The 17,834-nt window shown below is 56.5% G+C and carries 17 protein-coding genes; 7 read left to right on the top strand and 10 right to left on the bottom strand.

Features of this window, described 5'->3' with window-relative positions; translation table 11 throughout:
• Positions 1-23: 23 nt before the first annotated feature.
• From potG to ACJ8KE_RS09800, 5 genes are all read right to left on the bottom strand, one after another.
• Positions 24-1,157, bottom strand: coding sequence for a putrescine ABC transporter ATP-binding subunit PotG (gene potG / locus ACJ8KE_RS09780; protein ID WP_240293975.1), 1,134 nt, complete (start codon positions 1,155-1,157; stop codon positions 24-26).
• A gap of 122 nt (positions 1,158-1,279) precedes the next feature.
• The gene (gene potF, locus ACJ8KE_RS09785) at positions 1,280-2,389 is read right to left on the bottom strand and encodes a spermidine/putrescine ABC transporter substrate-binding protein PotF (protein WP_015377292.1); all 1,110 of its coding nucleotides are present in this window, start codon (positions 2,387-2,389) and stop codon (positions 1,280-1,282) included.
• Positions 2,390-2,793: 404 nt separating this feature from the next.
• Complete coding sequence (locus ACJ8KE_RS09790) at positions 2,794-3,273, bottom strand: YbjN domain-containing protein (protein WP_004938666.1); 480 nt, start codon at positions 3,271-3,273, stop codon at positions 2,794-2,796.
• Positions 3,274-3,409: 136 nt separating this feature from the next.
• Entirely contained in the window at positions 3,410-4,312 is a 903-nt protein-coding gene (gene rimK, locus ACJ8KE_RS09795) for a 30S ribosomal protein S6--L-glutamate ligase (protein ID WP_016928363.1), read from the bottom strand.
• Between the two features lie 54 nt (positions 4,313-4,366).
• Entirely contained in the window at positions 4,367-4,681 is a 315-nt protein-coding gene (locus ACJ8KE_RS09800; RefSeq protein ID WP_016928364.1) for a YbjC family protein, read from the bottom strand.
• A gap of 230 nt (positions 4,682-4,911) precedes the next feature.
• On the opposite strand from ACJ8KE_RS09800, the gene ACJ8KE_RS09805 reads away from it, so the two are divergent.
• A complete protein-coding gene (locus ACJ8KE_RS09805; RefSeq protein ID WP_004938676.1) occupies positions 4,912-5,175 on the top strand; it encodes a GrxA family glutaredoxin in 264 nt (87 codons plus the stop codon).
• A 39-nt stretch (positions 5,176-5,214) separates the two neighbouring features.
• Here ACJ8KE_RS09805 and ACJ8KE_RS09810 read toward each other — a convergent pair whose 3' ends face one another.
• Positions 5,215-5,604 carry an inner membrane protein YbjM gene (locus ACJ8KE_RS09810; protein ID WP_004938679.1) on the bottom strand — a complete coding sequence of 130 codons (390 nt, stop codon included), beginning with the start codon at positions 5,602-5,604 and terminating at the stop codon, positions 5,215-5,217.
• A 294-nt stretch (positions 5,605-5,898) separates the two neighbouring features.
• Between ACJ8KE_RS09810 and ACJ8KE_RS09815 the strand changes: the two genes are divergently transcribed.
• Positions 5,899-7,587: an aspartate:alanine antiporter gene (locus ACJ8KE_RS09815; RefSeq protein ID WP_004938680.1), complete on the top strand. Its 1,689-nt coding sequence runs from the start codon at positions 5,899-5,901 to the stop codon at positions 7,585-7,587.
• A gap of 477 nt (positions 7,588-8,064) precedes the next feature.
• Here the strand turns inward: ACJ8KE_RS09815 and ACJ8KE_RS09820 are convergent, their stop codons facing one another.
• From ACJ8KE_RS09820 to eco, 3 genes are all read right to left on the bottom strand, one after another.
• Positions 8,065-8,808, bottom strand: coding sequence for an ankyrin repeat domain-containing protein (locus ACJ8KE_RS09820; RefSeq protein ID WP_097102455.1), 744 nt, complete (start codon positions 8,806-8,808; stop codon positions 8,065-8,067).
• On the bottom strand, positions 8,805-10,280 hold the full coding sequence (locus ACJ8KE_RS09825; protein ID WP_442517228.1) for a phospholipase: 1,476 nt from the start codon (positions 10,278-10,280) through the stop codon (positions 8,805-8,807). Before ACJ8KE_RS09825 ends, ACJ8KE_RS09820 begins: the two co-directional genes overlap by 4 nt.
• Before the next feature lie 415 nt (positions 10,281-10,695).
• Positions 10,696-11,208 carry a serine protease inhibitor ecotin gene (eco, locus tag ACJ8KE_RS09830; RefSeq protein ID WP_048796780.1) on the bottom strand — a complete coding sequence of 171 codons (513 nt, stop codon included), beginning with the start codon at positions 11,206-11,208 and terminating at the stop codon, positions 10,696-10,698.
• Positions 11,209-11,500: 292 nt separating this feature from the next.
• On the opposite strand from eco, the gene ACJ8KE_RS09835 reads away from it, so the two are divergent.
• Both ACJ8KE_RS09835 and ybjG read left to right on the top strand, forming a co-directional pair.
• Positions 11,501-12,235 (top strand): phosphatase PAP2 family protein, encoded by a 735-nt coding sequence (locus ACJ8KE_RS09835; RefSeq protein ID WP_033634209.1) that lies wholly within the window; start codon positions 11,501-11,503, stop codon positions 12,233-12,235.
• 5 nt (positions 12,236-12,240) lie between these two features.
• Positions 12,241-12,846, top strand: a complete 606-nt coding sequence (ybjG, locus tag ACJ8KE_RS09840; RefSeq protein WP_028127970.1) for an undecaprenyl-diphosphate phosphatase — start codon at positions 12,241-12,243, stop codon at positions 12,844-12,846.
• A 36-nt stretch (positions 12,847-12,882) separates the two neighbouring features.
• Here ybjG and ACJ8KE_RS09845 read toward each other — a convergent pair whose 3' ends face one another.
• A complete protein-coding gene (locus ACJ8KE_RS09845) occupies positions 12,883-13,716 on the bottom strand; it encodes a hypothetical protein (protein ID WP_239441740.1) in 834 nt (277 codons plus the stop codon).
• 219 nt (positions 13,717-13,935) lie between these two features.
• Here ACJ8KE_RS09845 and deoC point away from each other — a divergent pair, with 219 nt between their 5' ends.
• The 3 genes from deoC (at position 13,936) to ACJ8KE_RS09860 (ending at position 17,810) form a co-directional block, all read left to right on the top strand.
• On the top strand, positions 13,936-14,616 hold the full coding sequence (deoC, locus tag ACJ8KE_RS09850) for a deoxyribose-phosphate aldolase (RefSeq protein ID WP_016928371.1): 681 nt from the start codon (positions 13,936-13,938) through the stop codon (positions 14,614-14,616).
• Between the two features lie 151 nt (positions 14,617-14,767).
• Positions 14,768-15,532, top strand: a complete 765-nt coding sequence (gene deoR, locus ACJ8KE_RS09855; protein ID WP_016928372.1) for a DNA-binding transcriptional repressor DeoR — start codon at positions 14,768-14,770, stop codon at positions 15,530-15,532.
• A 979-nt stretch (positions 15,533-16,511) separates the two neighbouring features.
• On the top strand, positions 16,512-17,810 hold the full coding sequence (locus ACJ8KE_RS09860; RefSeq protein ID WP_004938697.1) for an HAAAP family serine/threonine permease: 1,299 nt from the start codon (positions 16,512-16,514) through the stop codon (positions 17,808-17,810).
• Positions 17,811-17,834 lie beyond the last annotated feature (24 nt).

Here is a 17,834-nt window from a genome sequence, read left to right on the forward strand (position 1 = left end):
CGGGTTACTCCTCACCAGCTCCACTACACCGTCAACACGACACAGCTGTCGGTTTCCCAACATAGACGCACTTCATCGCCCCAGGTGGGCATCCCCTTGCGGAAACGATGGCCGTTTTGCAGCTGGGCGCTGATGACCTGCCCGCTGTGCAGCTTCACGTGGTAGATGGACAGATCGCCCAGATAGGAAATGTGCGCCACTTCCCCCACCGCGAAGTTGCAGCCGTCTTCCGGCACTTGTTCGCACAGCAGGATCTTTTCCGGCCGCAGCGCGACCTGGATCGGCACGCCGTCCACCACCGAGGCGTCCGGATCCACCTTGATCGCATGGCGCAGCCCCGGGCTTTGCAGGATCAGCGCATCGTCGTGGCGCTCTTGCAGCACGCAGTCGAAGACGTTGACCGAACCGATAAATTCGGCGCTGAAGCGGCTATTCGGATGCTCGTAGATCTCTTCCGGCTCGCCGATCTGCACGAACTTGCCGCGGTTCATGATGGCGATGCGCCCCGCCATGGTCATCGCCTCCTCCTGATCGTGCGTCACCATCACGCAGGTCACGCCGACGCGCTCGAGAATGTCGGTCACTTCCAGCTGCATGCGATCGCGCAGCTTCTTGTCCAGCGCGCCCATCGGTTCATCCAGCAGCAACAGCTTCGGCCGCTTGGCCAGGCTGCGCGCCAGCGCCACCCGCTGCCGCTGGCCGCCGGAAAGCTGGTGCGGTTTGCGTTTGGCGAACTCCTGCATGTGCACCAGCGCCAGCATTTCCGCCACCCGTTCGGCGATCTCCGCCCGCGGCATTTTGTCCTGCTTCAGGCCGAACGCGATGTTTTGCTCCACGGTCATGTGCGGGAACAGCGCGTACGACTGAAACATCATGTTGATCGGCCGCTGGTACGGCGGCACATGCGACATATCCTGCCCGTCGAGCACGATCTGCCCTTCCGTCGGCTGTTCAAAGCCGGCCAGCATGCGCAGCAAGGTGGACTTGCCGCAGCCGGACGGGCCAAGCAGCGCAAAGATCTCGCCCTTGTAGATGGTGAGGCTGACGTCTTCGACCGCATTCTGCCCGTCGAAGGTTTTGGTGAGGTTACGGATTTCCAGCAGAGGGGTGAAGACCTTCTGCGACTTGGCTTGAGGACGAGGGATGGCGTCGTTCAATCGGGGTGCTCTCCGGCGTAAAGCGGCACAAAACCACGGCGAGCGCCGTGGCCCAAAACGGCAATGCAGGCGGGGAGCGCCCGCCTGCCGGTTTACCGACGATGGGGGTATCCCCCCCATCATCACTTCCCGCTTTTAACTTTAGTCCATGCGCGGGTAATGACACGGTCCAGCTTCGGCGACTGCACGTTGAGCGTGAACAGCTTGGCGCGCAGATCGGCCGGCGGATAGACGTTCGGGTTCTCGCGCACTTCGGCGTTCACCAGCGGCGTGGAATCTTTCACCGCATTGGCGTAATAGACATAGTTGCTGATGCCCGCCATCACGTCAGGTTTCATCAGGAAGTTCAGGAACTGGTACGCGGCGTCTTTGTTCTTGGCGTCCGCCGGCATGGCGAACATGTCAAAGTAGGTCAGCGCCCCCTCTTTCGGGATCGCGTAGGCCACGTTCACGCCGTTCTTCGCCTCTTTGGCGCGGTTGGCCGCCTGCATCACGTCGCCGGACCAGCCGATCGCCACGCAGATATCACCGTTAGCCAGATCGTTGATGTACTGAGAAGAGTGGAAGTAACGAATGTTCGGCCGCAGTTTCAGCAGCAGATCGTTGGCCGCGCCGGTGTAGTCCGCCGCATTGGTGCTGTTGGGATCCTTGCCCAGGTAGTGCAGCACGGTGGCGTAAACCTCGCTCGGCGCATCGAGGAAGGAGACGCCGCAGCTTTTCAGCTTCTCGAGGTTTTCCGGCTTGAGGATCAGATCCCAACTGTCGACAGGCGCGTCTTTGCCCAATGCCGCCTTCACCTTGTCGACGTTATAGCCGATGCCGGTGGTCACCATCAGGTATGGGATGCCGTATTTGTTGTCTTTGTCATTGTGTGCAACCAGCTTCAGCATCTCGGGATCGAGATTCTTGTAGTTGGGCATTTTGCTCTTGTCGAGCGGTTCGAAGATGCCGGCCTGAGACTGGCGCTCGAGGAAGTTGGATGAAGGAACCACCAGATCATAACCGGTGCTGCCCGCCATCAGTTTGCCTTCCAACACTTCGTTGGAGTCAAAGACGTCGTACACCACTTTGATGCCGGTTTCTTTCTGGAAATTAGCCAAAGTGTCCGGCGCGATATAATCGGACCAGTTATACACGTGCAGCGTTTTCTCTTCGGCTGACGCATTGACGGACGCGGCCATCAACAGGCCGGCAACCACACCCGATAACCACTTTTTACGTTGGGTGACCATCCGTAACTTCCTCCAAAACAGGGTGAATCATAGAATTGAACTTGTATCTGCAGCGATACAAAACCTTTCCTGATTGAGCGCAATCGTTGCAACCGCGAACTGAATGGCTATGCATATGATTGCATGCGCCTTTTTCACTGCCCTGCTCGCGTGGTCACAAGGGGAATCGCAAGCCCTTTGCAGAATCAGCAGCATAGCCGCTGCCATCGCAACCCGCCAGCCCCCAGGGTAAAAAACGCCTTTTATCGATTTTTTATGCAGTTTTCTCTATGTGATACGCCATTAACGGCGCAAAAGGCGAGAAAGATCGGGCGGCAAAGGCCAAAGTGCAGAATATTTTATTGCGGAGAGACGTCACGGCAGCATGCCGCCGGAGCGACGGCATGCTTAAGGTATGGCGAGGATCAGTGCAGCATCGGTTGACGCACGGCGCCAGCGGGGATCTCTTCTTCGTCACCCATAAACAGCAGATCGTTCGCCCGCGCCTCAAGGATCACCATCGAGACCTGCTCTTCGCCCTGCTGCATGAAGTGGGTGAACTGCTCGTAGGTGATGCCGACCGCCACGCTCAGCGACTGGCAGACAATCAGCTTCGGCAGGTTGTCGTCCTGAATATCGACAAACGCCTTGATGGTCAGCGAGCTGGCGTTGATCTGGCTCAGGTCCGCCACCAGCGGGATCAGCGCGGTCGGCTTCACTTCGGCCAGCGCGGAGAACAGAATGACGTTGTCCACCAGATCTATCTTGGCGTCGAACACGCCGTCGAAGTTCTGCATGTGCGGCAGGTGCAGCGCCTGGCAGGAATCGCACTCAAAGAAAGAAATGCCCGACTGATCCAGCCAGCGCCGCAACAGCGCCAAATCGGGGACAATGAGTGAATCCATAATAACCAGCCTCACAATATTCAATACGCGAAAAGGCGCATAGCTTACGGAATATTCACCCGATACGCCACGATCAATGCGGCTTAATTCACTAATTCAGATATTGCACGGCGGGAAATGCGCTCCGCCCACCCCGTTAACCGCCGGACTTCAGGCGGAAGCCCGGCCGGCCGCGCTGCTCAATGTATTCGATCATCATGCCGGCGATGTCCAGCCCGGTGGTGGTTTCCACCCCTTCCAGCCCCGGCGACGCGTTGACCTCCATCACCAGCGGGCCGCGTTCGGCGCGCAGGATATCCACCCCGGCGACGTCCAGCCCCAGCGTGCTCGCCGCTTTCACCGCGATCGCCCGCTCCCTGGCTGTGATGGTCACCTTGCGGGCGGTGCCGCCGCGGTGCAGGTTGGAGCGAAACTCGCCGGGCTTGGCCTGCCGTTCGATAGCGGCCACCACCCGGCCGCCCACCACCAGGCAGCGCACGTCGCGCCCCTGCGCCTCGCGCACGTACTCCTGCACCAGGATGTGGGCATTCAGGCCGCGAAAGGCGTCAATCACGCTTTCCGCCGCCTGGCGGGTTTCCGCCAGCACCACGCCGATACCCTGCGTGCCTTCCACCAGCTTGACCACCAGCGGCGCGCCGCCGACCAGCTCGATCAAATCGCCAGTGTCGTCCGGCGAATGGGCGAAACCGGTGATCGGCAGATCGATGCCCTGCCGGGCCAGCAGTTGCAGCGAACGCAGCTTGTCGCGGGCGCGGGTAATGGCCACGGATTCGTTTAGCGGGTAGCTGCCGAGCAGCTCGAACTGGCGTAGCACCGCCGTGCCGTAAAAGGTGATGGCGGAGCCGATGCGCGGGATCACCGCATCGTAACGTTCCAACTGACGGCCGCGATAATGAATGGTCGGCGCCGCCGGATTGATGTTCATATAGCAGGAGAGCGGATCGATGATATCGATGCTGTGCCCGCGATCTTCCGCCGCTTCACGCAGCCGCTTACATGAATAGAGCGATCCGTCGCGAGAAAGAATGGCAATTTTCACTCGTCACCCCAAAAGCCAACGCCTGCCCGGCAGGCGGGTTAGCGGCCGCGGCGCTCAGGCGCGCGGATCGCGATCCTGATTATCTTTCGATGCGTCTGCATCTTGCGGTTTGCGGCGATCGTTTTCCGGCGGCAACCCGCCGCGCATCAGCGGCCCGAAGCCCTGCACCACGCGCCATACCAGAAACGCCGCCGCCGGCACCATCAGCGCCACGCCGAGGAAAATCATGCCGACCGCCGCCTGCTGCGACGCCAGCCAACCCGGCAGTTGCAGGTGGCCGTGAATGCTGAGGTAGGCCAGCACCAGCATCACGATGCCCACCCCTTCCAACACCAGCACCGGGCGCGGTAAGTCACCGAATGAACGCATATTTTTCCTCTCCAGAAGGTCTGCCCCCAGTGTAGTGAATTCCCGTCGACGGCGACAGCCCCGGCTGACTAATTGGTTACATGAATCAGATTAACAGGTAATTCCTGCTTTTTTTTCACCGCCTCAACGGGCATAGTAGGCGCCATCTGACGCAGGTAATGACTTTTTCGGTGACGGGATGTCGTTGCAATCGCGAATAATTTATCGAAAATCCAATTAAGGAGCGTTGCATGTTTGCAGTAATCTTCGGGCGTCCTGGCTGTCCTTATTGTGTCCGCGCTAAAGAACTGGCGGAAAAACTGACTGAAGAACGCGACGATTTCAACTTCCGTTACGTTGACATCCACGCGGAAGGCATCACCAAGGCCGATCTGGAAAAAACCGTCGGTAAACCGGTTGAAACCGTGCCGCAGATCTTCCTGGACGAGAAGCACATCGGCGGTTGCACCGATTTCGAAGCTTACGCTAAAGAACACCTGAACCTGTTCCAGTAAGTTTTTGAACGACAAAAAAGGCGCTTAACGCGCCTTTTTTTATTGCCGCTGCCGCCGATGCAGCTGCTGCAGCGTGTGCAACAGACCGAGGGCGAACAGCATCAGCATCGCGCCGAACACGCACCAAAACACCGCGCTGGTGGCGTAAGCCAATTCCTGCCAAAACGAATAGGACGGCGTCAGCCAGAAGTGGCGGATCAGCAGGCACAGCGGCAATGCATACAGCGCCCCCAGCAACGGACACAGCAGCCGCTTGCGGCTCGACAAATAGCTGGCGATTGCGCCGGGGATCACAAACAGCAGCAGGCCGGTTTCACCGTGGTGCTCATGATCCGTGCTGCCGAACAGGCCGGTTTGCTGGCCGAGAAACACCAGGCTGAACAACAGAAAACAGCTGAGAATGCCCAGCCAATATCGATAACTCGTCATGCGAATTCTCCCCCGCCCAATTACCGCATCAATAGAAATCGGCCCGGTCACCCGTGCGGTGACGCTGAACCGAATTTTTTCCTTGGTCAAAAGAGAGTTAAATGCGCCCGGCGGCGCAGGAAATCAGCTTTCTGTGCTGGCTGTCATCGGTCATAGCGTCTAGAATGAACGCCGCCGAACGATGGTTCGCTTCGCTTTCTGCTGGTGGTGATTTATGACGTCGTTTTAAGGCTGAATTTATCTCTTATAGTTATCTATATCAAGCACTTACTGGTAAACAATAAGTTATCCTCCGTGAACATAAACGTCGCTAGTTTGTTAAACGGTAACTACATTCTGTTACTGTTCGTGGTACTCGCGCTGGGGCTGTGCCTCGGTAAACTCCGTCTGGGCTCCGTCCAACTCGGTAATTCCATTGGCGTTTTAGTGGTTTCCCTGTTGCTCGGCCAGCAACACTTCGCCATTAACACCGAGGCGCTGAATCTCGGCTTCATGCTGTTTATTTTCTGCGTCGGGGTGGAAGCCGGGCCTAACTTTTTCTCGATTTTCTTCCGCGACGGCAAGAATTACCTGATGCTGGCGCTGGTGATGGTCGGTTCGGCAATGGTGATCGCCATCGGCCTCGGCAAGCTATTCCACTGGGACATCGGCCTGACCGCCGGCATGCTGGCCGGCTCGATGACCTCGACGCCGGTGCTGGTGGGCGCCGGCGATACGCTGCGCAACACCATCGTCAACGGGCCGGCGCTGCTGGCGGCGCAGGATCATCTGAGCCTCGGCTACGCCCTCACCTACCTGATCGGCTTGGTCAGCCTGATTTTCGGCGCGCGCTACCTGCCGAAGCTGCAGCACCAGGATCTGTCCACCTCAGCCCAGCAGATCGCCCGCGAACGCGGCCTGGACACCGACAGCCAGCGCAAGGTCTACCTGCCGGTGATCCGCGCCTATCGCGTCGGCCCCGAGCTGGTGGCCTGGGCCGACGGCAAGAACCTGCGCGAACTGGGCATCTACCGCCAGACCGGCTGCTACATTGAACGCATCCGCCGCAACGGCATTCTGGCCAACCCGGACGGTGACGCGGTGCTGCAGGTGGGCGACGAGATCTCGCTGGTCGGTTATCCGGACGCCCACGCGCGGCTGGATCCGAGCTTCCGCAACGGTAAGGAAGTGTTCGACCGCGATCTGCTCGACATGCGCATCGTGACCGAAGAGATCGTGGTGAAGAACAGCAACGCGGTGAACAAACGCCTGAGCCAGCTGAAGCTGACCGACCACGGTTGCTTCCTCAACCGCGTGATCCGCAGCCAGATCGAAATGCCAATCGACGACAGCATCGTGCTCAACAAGGGCGACGTGCTGCAGGTGAGCGGCGACGCGCGCCGGGTGAAAAGCGTGGCGGAGAAGATTGGCTTTATCTCGATCCACAGCCAGGTGACCGATCTGCTGGCGTTCTGCGCCTTCTTCATCATCGGCCTGCTGATCGGCCAGATCACCATTCAGTTCAGCAACTTCTCGTTCGGCATCGGCAACGCCGCCGGCCTGTTGATGTCCGGCATCATGCTCGGCTTCCTGCGCGCCAACCACCCGACCTTCGGTTATATTCCGCAGGGCGCGCTGAACATGGTGAAAGAATTCGGCCTGATGGTGTTTATGGCGGGCGTGGGCCTGAGCGCCGGCGCCGGCATCGGCCACAGCCTGGGCGCGGTCGGCGGCCAGATGCTGATTGCCGGGCTTATCGTCAGCCTGGTGCCGGTGATTATCTGCTTCCTGTTCGGCGCCTACGTGCTGCGCATGAACCGCGCCCTGCTGTTCGGCGCCATCATGGGCGCCCGCACCTGCGCGCCGGCGATGGAGATCATCAGCGACACCGCGCGCAGCAACATCCCGGCGCTGGGCTATGCCGGCACCTACGCCATCGCTAACGTGCTGTTAACGCTGGCGGGTTCTCTCATCGTGGTGCTATGGCCGGGCATACTCGGCTGATCGATTAGCGGGAGAGATGGATCGGCGATAAAAATATTTTGATTTTTTTGTCGCCGGCCAGAACTTTCGTTGGGGGCCACAGTCTGAATTAGTGCCACTGCTTTTCTTTGATGTCCCCATTTTGTGGAGCCCGATAATCCCGCCTTTTAGGTTCAAGATTATCGGGTTTTTTGTTGCCTGAAGCAGCCCGCAACACCCGCTGTCGCGGCCTCGTCGTCAGGCATAAAGCATCCTATCTCTGAGCGTCGCTTACGCCAGCATCCCTATCAATGTGCAGGTTTCAACATAGAAACGCTACTTGTGGATTCGCCGCTTTTCAAAGAGATGGCGTCACAAACGGGACTTAACAACAGCACTCTCGTCGCCGTCGGCTGGGTGCTCTTTGGTGGCTCATTCCTTCATCTTCCTGTATATCATAACGTCATGTTACCGCACTGGAAGAAGACCAGCATTGTCCCCCATGATAGTCGAGACTATCTAATTCACCTGTTTTATTTTTTCTTTAATTTTAATTAGCTTTTTTATATACGCATTGCTCTTATCCCCTTGAGCTATTTCCGCAGAAATCAGCGAGAGGAAGCTGTCATTAAAATCATCTTTGGCTAATGGGTTAGCCCCATGAGCCAAAAGAACCTCAATGTGTTCTGGGCAACTGTTATACAGCGCATTAATTAATGGCGTTCTGTTCATAGCCCCTTTGATATTAACATCAACTTTATAGTCAATAAGTACCTTCAATGTCTCGGTATTCTTCGCTTCAAAACTTTCAAATATAATAGGTTGATTATGAACCTTATCCCTAGCATTTGGAGAGAGTCCGCCCTCTAACATAGCCTGTATCCAGATGCCTTTATCCGCTTTCATAACAAATTCAGCGGGACTACCCGGCGTGTTAGGTTGAGGCTGTAAAGGGTCTGCACCGGCTTTTACCAAGTCAGTGATAATTTTCAGCCTTTCAGGTGTGGTTTTATCATAGATGGCATTGTTTATTGCCCAGAACAATAAGGTCATTTTTTCCTTAGCTGGACGATTTAAGATCTCTTTGTTTACTGATGACAACAGTTTATCCAACTGCGATCTATCACCATCATAAATGGCTTTGGCAATGTCCAATTGCTGACCGTCAAAATAATCCTGTGGTTGTAAATCCATACCTTGTTTGCACCCCTGCATGATGAGCATAGACACTAGCATCGTGATAATGAGTATGATTTTTTTCATATTCGTCCCTTGATTGTGGCAATGTCATCGTCTTTTTCATTTTCAATGCATTGTATCGCCTGGTCTATACCGTGCTTATCCAGTAGTGAACCTGTTCCACCGAGAAGCGTGTGCTTTACTCCCACGGCGTCAGGCGCCAACATGGACAGCCGCTCTTTCGCCATCACCGCCGGGGGATAAAATTTAAGGTCTTTGGCATCCTCCCACAAATCAACCTCCTGCAGCTTGGTCAACAGCTCCCCTTTTACGCGATATGCCTGAATATTATCGGCTCTGCCTATTATCGAGCCACTGTATTTTTCGACGGTTCCCGCGTTCAGGCCTGCTGCATTAAACGTCCAAGCCGGTTTGCCACTGGCCATGGAGGCCGCAGATGCCATGCCCCCACCCAGCGAATGGCCAGATATCCCAACATCGCCTTTAATTGCTTTACCGATATTAACCGCTCTTTTGTAGTATTCAGAATTAAGCCCTATTCCCTGAGCACCATTATTTGTCCAATCGCTCAGGTTTTTAATCCCTGACAAATCGCCGTTCAATAACGCTTTCTGAGCAGCCTTGCTTATTCCCTCCGGGAACTCGGGCGCACGCGATCCGCGGAACACCACCGTCGGACTCATCGCTTTACCAAAGACACTCTCGTCTGGCTGATAAACTCGGGCTAAAAAATCAGGATTCATTGGTTTGTCATAAAGCATTTTACTATCCAGACCAAGCCTATTTAAAGCTCGCTCGTCATTACTGATATCTTTCCAGCCCTCTGGTACTTCAGGTAGTTCGCCAAGTGAATCGGTGGTCTTGTAAACATTCTCAGCCAACTTCGCCTTTTCGACCGCGACGTTGTTCTCCGCCAGGCGCTGTGCCGCCATGCGCGCATCTGGGTAAATGCTGCGGTTGCCTCGCCCTATCAGGTACTGGCGTTCTTGCCAGCGTTCTGCCTTGGTCAGTGGACGGATGGCCTGCACCGTGGCGGCAACGGTTGCCACTGCGGTCGCGATGGCTTGTTGCAGAGGGGGATTCCGGGTCGTATTCTGCCTCGCCGGCAGCACCGTCGGTTTTGCCCGGTGGCCATAGCGGCTGACCATTTCTTCATAGCGGGCGATCACGCGCCCGGTAGGATAAAAGGCGGGAAGAGAGCTGCCTGGGTAGCGCTGTAATCGGCCTTCCGCGTCGATGTAAAAGGCATATTTCGTCGGCGTCCAGGTGCCCATTCCCTGTTCAATCGCCAGCAAGCCGCCCCGGTTGATCTCATCGAGTACGCTGCGCTTCATAGCCACGTCCTCACGATAACCGGTGACGCCAATCCCGGATTGAGTATTGCGGGTGATCGGATACCGGCTGCTTATCGATATGCCGGCTGCGCCGCCGAACAAATAATGCCGTTCCAGCTCATGCCGCGCTGCTGTCGGGTTGAGTATCCTGGAAAAGCTTTCCGGCGCCGTGTGTTCAGAGGAGAAATGAATCAGTTTCATACGGTGCCTGCCCACTCGCAGGGTTCCGTGGTCGGCACAGGCGCACCATCATCAAGCAACTCGCCAGGTGTGCGGCTGTTACGGGGCTCGTCGAGCGTTAGCGAACGATAACGCATTGGATATCCTTATCTTCTGTGTCATTCCATTAATAGGGCATGCGCAAAATTATCACACTTCAGTAAAGATTTCTTTGCTCTATTTCTATGCGCACGCATCCTCTTCCATCCATGCAGCTGCGTGCTTCCTGTGCACTTGTGAAGAGGTATTGACTTGCGTATTTCGTTGCCATGTCGCGCCTAAAAGCCACGTCCGAAAGCAATCAGTCGAGTGTCAAAGATGCGGGAATGATAAGGAGACAGGAAGGAGAAAGGCTCCGCCAACCGGGAATGGCCAGCGGAGCGGCGTCAGGCGGCGGTTATTTCTGCTCAGCCTGGCTTACGGTATCTTCGGCTTTCCAGATGCGGTATTTCACTTCCGCGTCTTTCGGCGCATACACTACGATCGGCAGGCGGCTGTTGTAACGCTGCATCGCGGCGTCGCCCAGGTTGGCGGCGATGAATTGCTTGGTCTTGGTGTTGTCCGGGCAGGCCATCATGGTCGAGGCCGGTTCAGACAGCTTCTCCAGCACCAGGTAGTCGTAACCCCAGCCGGACAGGGTTTTGGTCTCCAGCGTGCCGCCGATCATATGGCGGTTGCAGTCCACTTCCAGCGTCTTGCCGATCAGCAGCTCTACCTTGTAGTTCTCTTCGTGTTCTTGCTTCGGCAGGTAGATCACCTGGCGATTCATGCCCTTCTCGGCTTTCGGGTAAGGCGCGACTTTTTCCAGCGGCTGTTTGCTCATGTCTGCGTCATCGCCAGAGGTCGCCGCCATAGCGCCGGCGGAAACGGCCATCAGCAGGCCGGAAAATACAACGGATGCCTTGTTCATGTTTTATCCCTACACTTTTTGTCAAATAATCCGCTTATAAACTAATACACTACCGCCACGCTCGCCACAAGTTTAATCTTCTTTACAATAGGAGATAAATAGTGACAATCGCCTTATACCACCCATTAACCGGAGCAATACCCCAAAAAACCGCCGGTTAATACGAGAAAAACACGCGCTGACCGGCGCCCAAGCGGGTGCATCAGATAGGGTTCTCTTGCCGCAGGACTAAGGTTTTCTTAAGACAGAATTATTACAGTGGCGCTATTCAATCCTGTCACCGAGCCTGCGCGTGAATCCAGAATCGTCATTAAATCAATCCTCAACGGCACAGCAAATTAAGACAACCGCCCTTTACTCCCTGCCGACATCCTTTTACCGTTGGCAAGTTTTTGGCCTGCTGATCAGCGGTTTGGTATTCCTGTGGCTCTCCCGCAACGAACAGCTGGACTGGGCGATCAGCAATTATTGGTACGATGCCGCCAGCGGGCATTTCCCGTGGCAAAACAATTATTGGCTGGATCTGATCAATCACCGTCTGTTGAAGCAGATAGTGATCGTGGGAGCGGTGCTCACGCTGTTTTGGGGCATCTATCGCCGCAGCGCGCGCCTGATTGTCAGCATGCTGCTTCTCGGCATCGGCCCGCTGGTGGTGGGCATTCTCAAGGCCACCAGCGCGCACTCCTGTCCGTGGGATCTGATCGAGTACGGCGGCAAGGCGATGTCCTTCCCTTTATTCGGCGCGGTACCGGCGCTGCCGGGCCCCGGTCGCTGTTTCCCCGGCGGGCACGCCTCGAGCGGTTTCGCGGTCATGGCGTTGTTTTTCCTGTTTTATCCGCAACGCCCGCGCCTGGCCTGGTGCTGCTGGTGTGGCGGCATTGCGCTCGGCATGTTGATGGGCTTTGGTCAGATCATGCGCGGCGCACATTTTCTTACCCATAACCTGTGGGCGGGTTGGTGGGTTTGGTTAAGCCAGTTGGCTATTTATTGGATGATTAGCGGCTATTGGCGCCGCAAGATGAGGTAACGGTTATGGAGCAGTTAAACCATGTTCTTTTCGCCTGGATCAATGCGACCCCGGCATCTCCCGAATGGATGATCGATTTCGCCACCTTTTTGGCGCGCGATCTTATCATTATCGTGCCGCTGCTGATCGTCGGCCTGTGGCTGTGGGGGCCGCGAAGCCAGCTGGTTTCACAGCGCGAAGTGGTGGCGAAAACCACGATCGCGCTGCTGTTCGCCATGCTTGCCGCCTCCGCTATCGGCGCGCTGCTGCCGCATGAGCGTCCGTTCGTCGCCGGCGTGGGTTATACCTTCCTGGCGCACGCGCCGGACAGCTCGTTCCCCAGCGATCACGGCACCGCCATCTTTACCTTTGCACTGGCGTTCCTGTTCTGGCACCGGGTCTGGTCCGGCGCGCTGCTGATGATTGTCGCCGTCGGCATCGCCTGGTCACGCGTTTACCTCGGCGTGCACTGGCCGCTGGATATGGTCGGCGGTTTCCTGCTCGGCCTGGTCGGCTGCCTGTTCGCTCAGCTGGTATGGAATCTGTTCGGTGATGTCCTCGCCGACAAGCTGTCGCGTCTGTATCGCTTCCTGTTTGCCTTCGCCATTCGCCGCGGCTGGGTGAAAGAATAACCGCATAACATGACAGGGGCGTTACCGCCCCTGCTTTCACACCACGCCGGTGGTCACGCAAAACGCCCGCGTTTTTCCCGCTCCCAGCATCACCCCCTCACCCTCTGGCGCATTCGGGCGGCAGTTTGCCGGCTGGATAAAAGCAAGCAGCCGCCTGTGGCCCTGGACAGCGATGCGCCGCAGGCCATAGTTGAATTGCCCGGTGGCAAAACGCGTCACATAGCGCCGGCCTTGCGGCGCCAGCATAAAGAACTCGGCCTGATCCACGTAGCGCGTCAGATCGTCGGAGCACAGCAGTTCCTGCCCGATCGTATCCCCTAACAAAGCCGGCGTCGGCAGGTTCTGGCGGAATACCGCGTCGGGAATGCAATCATAGTTGAGGCGGCAAACATAGCGCAGCGGCTGCGGCCGCTCGCCCAGGTTGGTAATCTTCATCTCTATGGCGAACTGCGCGCTCTGGGCCGCCAGACGCAGCGCCGGGCCGACGCGCCAACGCTCGCCCAACCGCTCGCCTTCACCGTGCAACGTCAGCTCATCGCCCGCCAGCTGCAGCCACACGCGTTGCATCTGGATCGGCGCGCCGTCGTGACCCGGCCAGGCGGGACAGAACGCGGCGTCGTCAGCACGCTTTCTTCCGGCGCCCCGCGCGCTGCGGCGGCCCGATTTCAGCGAATGACCGTCAAACTCAGCGTCCCAGATCGCGAGGCCCTGATACGGTAAAACCCTCAGCGCGCCACGGCAATTCGCCAGCGTCAGCATCAGCCCGCGTTCTGCGCAGCGATGCGCGCTCACCGCGAAATCCGCGTTGCGGAACAGTTCCTGCCGATGCGTCCCGAAAGCTTCAGGAGCCAGATCGATGTTGATCTCCATCTTTTTTCCCCTCGACGTTTCGCCCGTGCAGGCCGCGAGCAGCCACTGAAAATGTTATTAAAATAACAAATAATCCTCCCCTAAGTTATACAGATAACAGTGAAGTAACTATGATCTCGTCGACATTTTTCAAATCCCGCTAGGTTTATCGATGTTGAAATGTTATTATTTTCACATTACCTATCCATGCTATTTTCTCAACTTCACTAAGGAACCGCGATGACCACCGAAAGCATCGATTACGCCAGCTATGTTGACCACACCCTGCTGGCCATGGACGCCACCGAAATGCAGATCGCCAAACTGTGCGAAGAAGCGCAGCAGCACAACTTCTATGCGGTATGTGTCAACTCCGGCTATGTGCCGCTGGCGGCCCAGCTGCTGCAGGAAAGCACCGTGAAAGTCTGCTCGGTGATCGGTTTCCCGCTGGGCGCCGGCCTGACCGTCGCCAAAGCCTTTGAAGCCAAAGCGGCGATCGCCGCCGGCGCGCAAGAGATCGACATGGTGATCAACGTCGGCTGGTTGAAAAGCGGCCTGCTGGACGAAGTGAAAGCCGACATCGCCGCCGTGCGCGAGGTTTGCGCGGCGATCCCGTTGAAGGTAATATTGGAAACCTGCCTGCTCAGCGATGCGCAGATCGTCCAGGTTTGTGAAATGTGTCGCGAACTCGATGTCGCCTTCGTGAAAACCTCCACCGGCTTCAGCACCGGCGGCGCTCGGGAAGAGCACGTCAAACTGATGCGCGAGACCGTGGGCAGCGAAATGGGCGTGAAAGCTTCCGGCGCCGTGCGCGATCGCGCCACCGCCGAGAAGATGATTAAAGCCGGCGCCACGCGTATCGGCACCAGCTCCGGCGTCGCCATCGTCTCCGGTGCCCAGCCGGCGGCGGGCAGTTACTGATCGTCGGCTTGCCCTGACGGGCATGGCCATACACTCCGATGCGGGACAATACGGGCGGTTGATGCGGCCCGATATTGCCCCGCATCGTTGTGTTTAGCGTCGGAAATGCCGGCTCGCCTTTTATCTCTATTACCTGTGGGAAGACGGATCTATGGAAACGCGGCGCGAAGAACGTATCAACCGGTTAGTTCAGGCGTTAAAACGCGCTGACAAGATCCACCTGAAAGAAGCCGCCGCGCTGCTGGGGGTCTCGGAGATGACCATTCGCCGCGATCTGAGCGCCGAACCGGCGGCCGTGGTGTTGCTCGGCGGCTACGTGGTGACCGATCCGCGCAGCAACGGCGTGACCAACTACTTCGTTTCCGATCAAAAAGCCAAACAGGTCACGGAGAAACGGCGCATCGGACTGCTGGCAGCGCCGCTGATCAATGAAAACGACACGGTGTTTTTTGACTGCGGCACCACCACCCCGGCGATCATCGACGCCATCGCCGACGAGCTGGCTTTCACCGCCGTGTGTCATTCGCTGAACACCTTCCTGGCGCTGCAGGACAAACCGAACTGCAAGGTGGTTCTGTGCGGCGGCGAGTTCAAGCCGAACAACTACATCTTTTCCAGCGTCGGCGGCCGCAACGAGCTCGATCACATCTGCCCGAACATCGCCTTTATCTCCGCCGCCGGCCTCAGCCTGCAGCACGGCGCCACCTGCTTCAACTTCGACGAGCTGGAGATGAAGCATCGCGCCATGGCGATGGCGCAGCAAAAGATCCTGGTGGCAGACCACAGCAAGTTCGGCAAAACCAAGCCGGCCTGCATCGGCCCGCTGACGCAGTTCGATCGGGTGATCACCGATCGCCAGCCGGGCGCCGACTTCCTGGCGTTCTTCAACGACAACGCCATCGCTATCCGCTATTAATCCGCCTTCAGCGCCGTCATAACCGACGGCGCACCGCGTCGATATCCCTCTTTCCCCGCCGAAAAATGAACAAATAATGCGCAATCAATTCACGTTTTTCGCTTATCCGCACGCAACATCAGGTTAATAAAATGCAACAGCTCACCCGAGTGATTATTTTTTCGCAGGCTAAACACGCGGTCGGCTGGGTGAATTAACGGCTATTTATGGCTTTTATATGATAAATCGTGCCAAAGGCCAGGAAGTTTAAATAAACGGCGGTTTACGCGATTGCAGCAAATCTCACCAATACCTGTTAGGTATCTGTTATTTATATGATGAATGGTTACGCATTTTTATCCGCTAACCACGTAAGTAATTTCCCTTCGTTACTAGCGGTGAATTTTAAATAAAAATGATTAAAAACAAAAACATGAATTCAATTTACCTTAAAAACACAATGTGATCCACATCACTAAAACTGCTTAATCCGGGTTTTTAGCTAGATCCAAAACCACGCATAAAATATATTGCTCGGCTTGCTGCTGAGCACAGCGCTTTATCCGGCTAATTATTGTACAAGCCACATAATCGCAGAAATTTTTATGAGAGCGTTCTCAGCACAAAATCTTACACAAATGTGCAACAAATGCGCGAAAAATCGATGAAAAAGCAGATAACTGCACATATTACGCATTTGAGAGCAGGATCACGGTTGTTTCTACTGTAAATCGTTATCTTGCCGCCAACAAAAATCGACAGGCAATGACCTGTCGGCAGCGGTAACGACTTTTATCACCCGTGAAGGTGAAAAGTCTTTAGTGAATTACCCGGCGCTGTGCCTTGGTAATGAACGCAATAAACAACCAGGGGGACGCCAAAACATCCCCGCAAGCAACACCTGATTCTTACCGCAAGCGTTGCCTGAATAGGACGTTTGACGGTTTAACCTTAAGTTTTGCCTTTTAATTTTAAATTCGTGTTCACTTCGGAGATATTTATGGACACTACACAGACCGGCACAATTGCCTCTGCGGCCTCGGGCTCCAGCAGTACCTGGCGTAAAACGGATACCATGTGGATGTTGGGCCTGTACGGCACCGCCATCGGCGCAGGCGTCCTGTTCTTGCCCATCAACGCCGGCATCGGCGGTTTGATTCCTCTGATCATCATGGCCATCATCGCTTTCCCGATGACCTTCTTTGCCCACCGCGGCCTGTGCCGTTTCGTTCTGTCCGGCAAAAATCCCGGTGAAGACATCACCGCCGTGGTGGAAGAGCACTTCGGCATCACCGCCGGCAAACTGATCACTCTGCTGTACTTCTTCGCCATCTACCCGATTCTGTTGGTTTACAGCGTGGCGATCACCAACACCGTCGACAGCTTCATTACCCACCAGTTGGGCATGACGTCGCCGCCGCGCGCCATCCTGTCGCTGATCCTGATCGTCGGCCTGATGACCATCGTGCGCTTCGGTGAGCAGGCCATCGTGAAAACCATGAGCATCCTGGTCTTCCCGTTCGTGGCGGTGCTGATGCTGCTGGCGGTATACCTGATCCCTAACTGGACCGGCGCCATCTTCGAAAACGTGTCGCTGTCCGGCAGCGGTACCGGCATGGGTCACGGCCTGATCATGACCCTGTGGCTGGCAATCCCGGTGATGGTGTTCTCCTTCAACCACTCGCCGATCATCTCCGCCTTCGCCGTCGCCAAACGCGAAGAGTACGGCGCGGACGCCGAGAAGAAATGCTCCCGCATTCTGGCTTATGCACACATCATGATGGTGCTGACAGTGATGTTCTTCGTGTTCAGCTGCGTGCTGAGCCTGACGCCGGAAAACCTGGCGGAAGCCAAGGCGCAGAACATCTCGATTCTGTCTTACCTGGCCAACCACTTTAACAACCCGATGATCGAGTACATCGCGCCGGTTATCGCCTTCGTCGCCATCACCAAATCGTTCCTGGGCCACTACCTGGGCGCCCGTGAAGGCTTCAACGGCCTGGTTGCCAAGTCGATGAAGAGCCGCGGCAAAACCGTCAGCACCGCCAAGCTGAACCGCATGACCGCTATCTTCATGCTGGTGACCACCTGGATCGTCGCCACCCTGAACCCGAGCATCCTGGGCATGATCGAAACCCTGGGTGGCCCAATCATCGCCATGCTGCTGTTCCTGATGCCGATGTACGCCATCCGTAAAGTGCCTGCCATGCGCAAGTACAGCGGCCACATCAGCAACGTATTTGTGGTTGTGATGGGTCTGATCGCCATCTCTGCTATCGTGTTCAGCCTGCTCGGCTAATCACGTCCGGCCGGCGCCGCTGCG

Origin of the sequence: Serratia sp. CY56464 (assembly GCF_052168435.1) — a bacterium.
GTDB lineage: Bacteria > Pseudomonadota > Gammaproteobacteria > Enterobacterales > Enterobacteriaceae > Serratia > Serratia marcescens.

Coding starts and splice junctions, on each gene's coding strand:
- ACJ8KE_RS09820 (WP_097102455.1), bottom strand. CDS start 8,808: ATGAAAAAAATCATACTCATTATCACGATGCTAGTGTCTATGCTCATC.
- ACJ8KE_RS09810 (WP_004938679.1), bottom strand. CDS start 5,604: ATGACGAGTTATCGATATTGGCTGGGCATTCTCAGCTGTTTTCTGTTG.
- ACJ8KE_RS09860 (WP_004938697.1), top strand. CDS start 16,512: ATGGACACTACACAGACCGGCACAATTGCCTCTGCGGCCTCGGGCTCC.
- ACJ8KE_RS09825 (WP_442517228.1), bottom strand. CDS start 10,280: ATGAAACTGATTCATTTCTCCTCTGAACACACGGCGCCGGAAAGCTTT.
- eco (WP_048796780.1), bottom strand. CDS start 11,208: ATGAACAAGGCATCCGTTGTATTTTCCGGCCTGCTGATGGCCGTTTCC.
- ACJ8KE_RS09845 (WP_239441740.1), bottom strand. CDS start 13,716: ATGGAGATCAACATCGATCTGGCTCCTGAAGCTTTCGGGACGCATCGG.
- ACJ8KE_RS09800 (WP_016928364.1), bottom strand. CDS start 4,681: ATGCGTTCATTCGGTGACTTACCGCGCCCGGTGCTGGTGTTGGAAGGG.
- deoR (WP_016928372.1), top strand. CDS start 14,768: ATGGAAACGCGGCGCGAAGAACGTATCAACCGGTTAGTTCAGGCGTTA.
- ACJ8KE_RS09805 (WP_004938676.1), top strand. CDS start 4,912: ATGTTTGCAGTAATCTTCGGGCGTCCTGGCTGTCCTTATTGTGTCCGC.
- potF (WP_015377292.1), bottom strand. CDS start 2,389: ATGGTCACCCAACGTAAAAAGTGGTTATCGGGTGTGGTTGCCGGCCTG.
- deoC (WP_016928371.1), top strand. CDS start 13,936: ATGACCACCGAAAGCATCGATTACGCCAGCTATGTTGACCACACCCTG.
- ACJ8KE_RS09790 (WP_004938666.1), bottom strand. CDS start 3,273: ATGGATTCACTCATTGTCCCCGATTTGGCGCTGTTGCGGCGCTGGCTG.
- ybjG (WP_028127970.1), top strand. CDS start 12,241: ATGGAGCAGTTAAACCATGTTCTTTTCGCCTGGATCAATGCGACCCCG.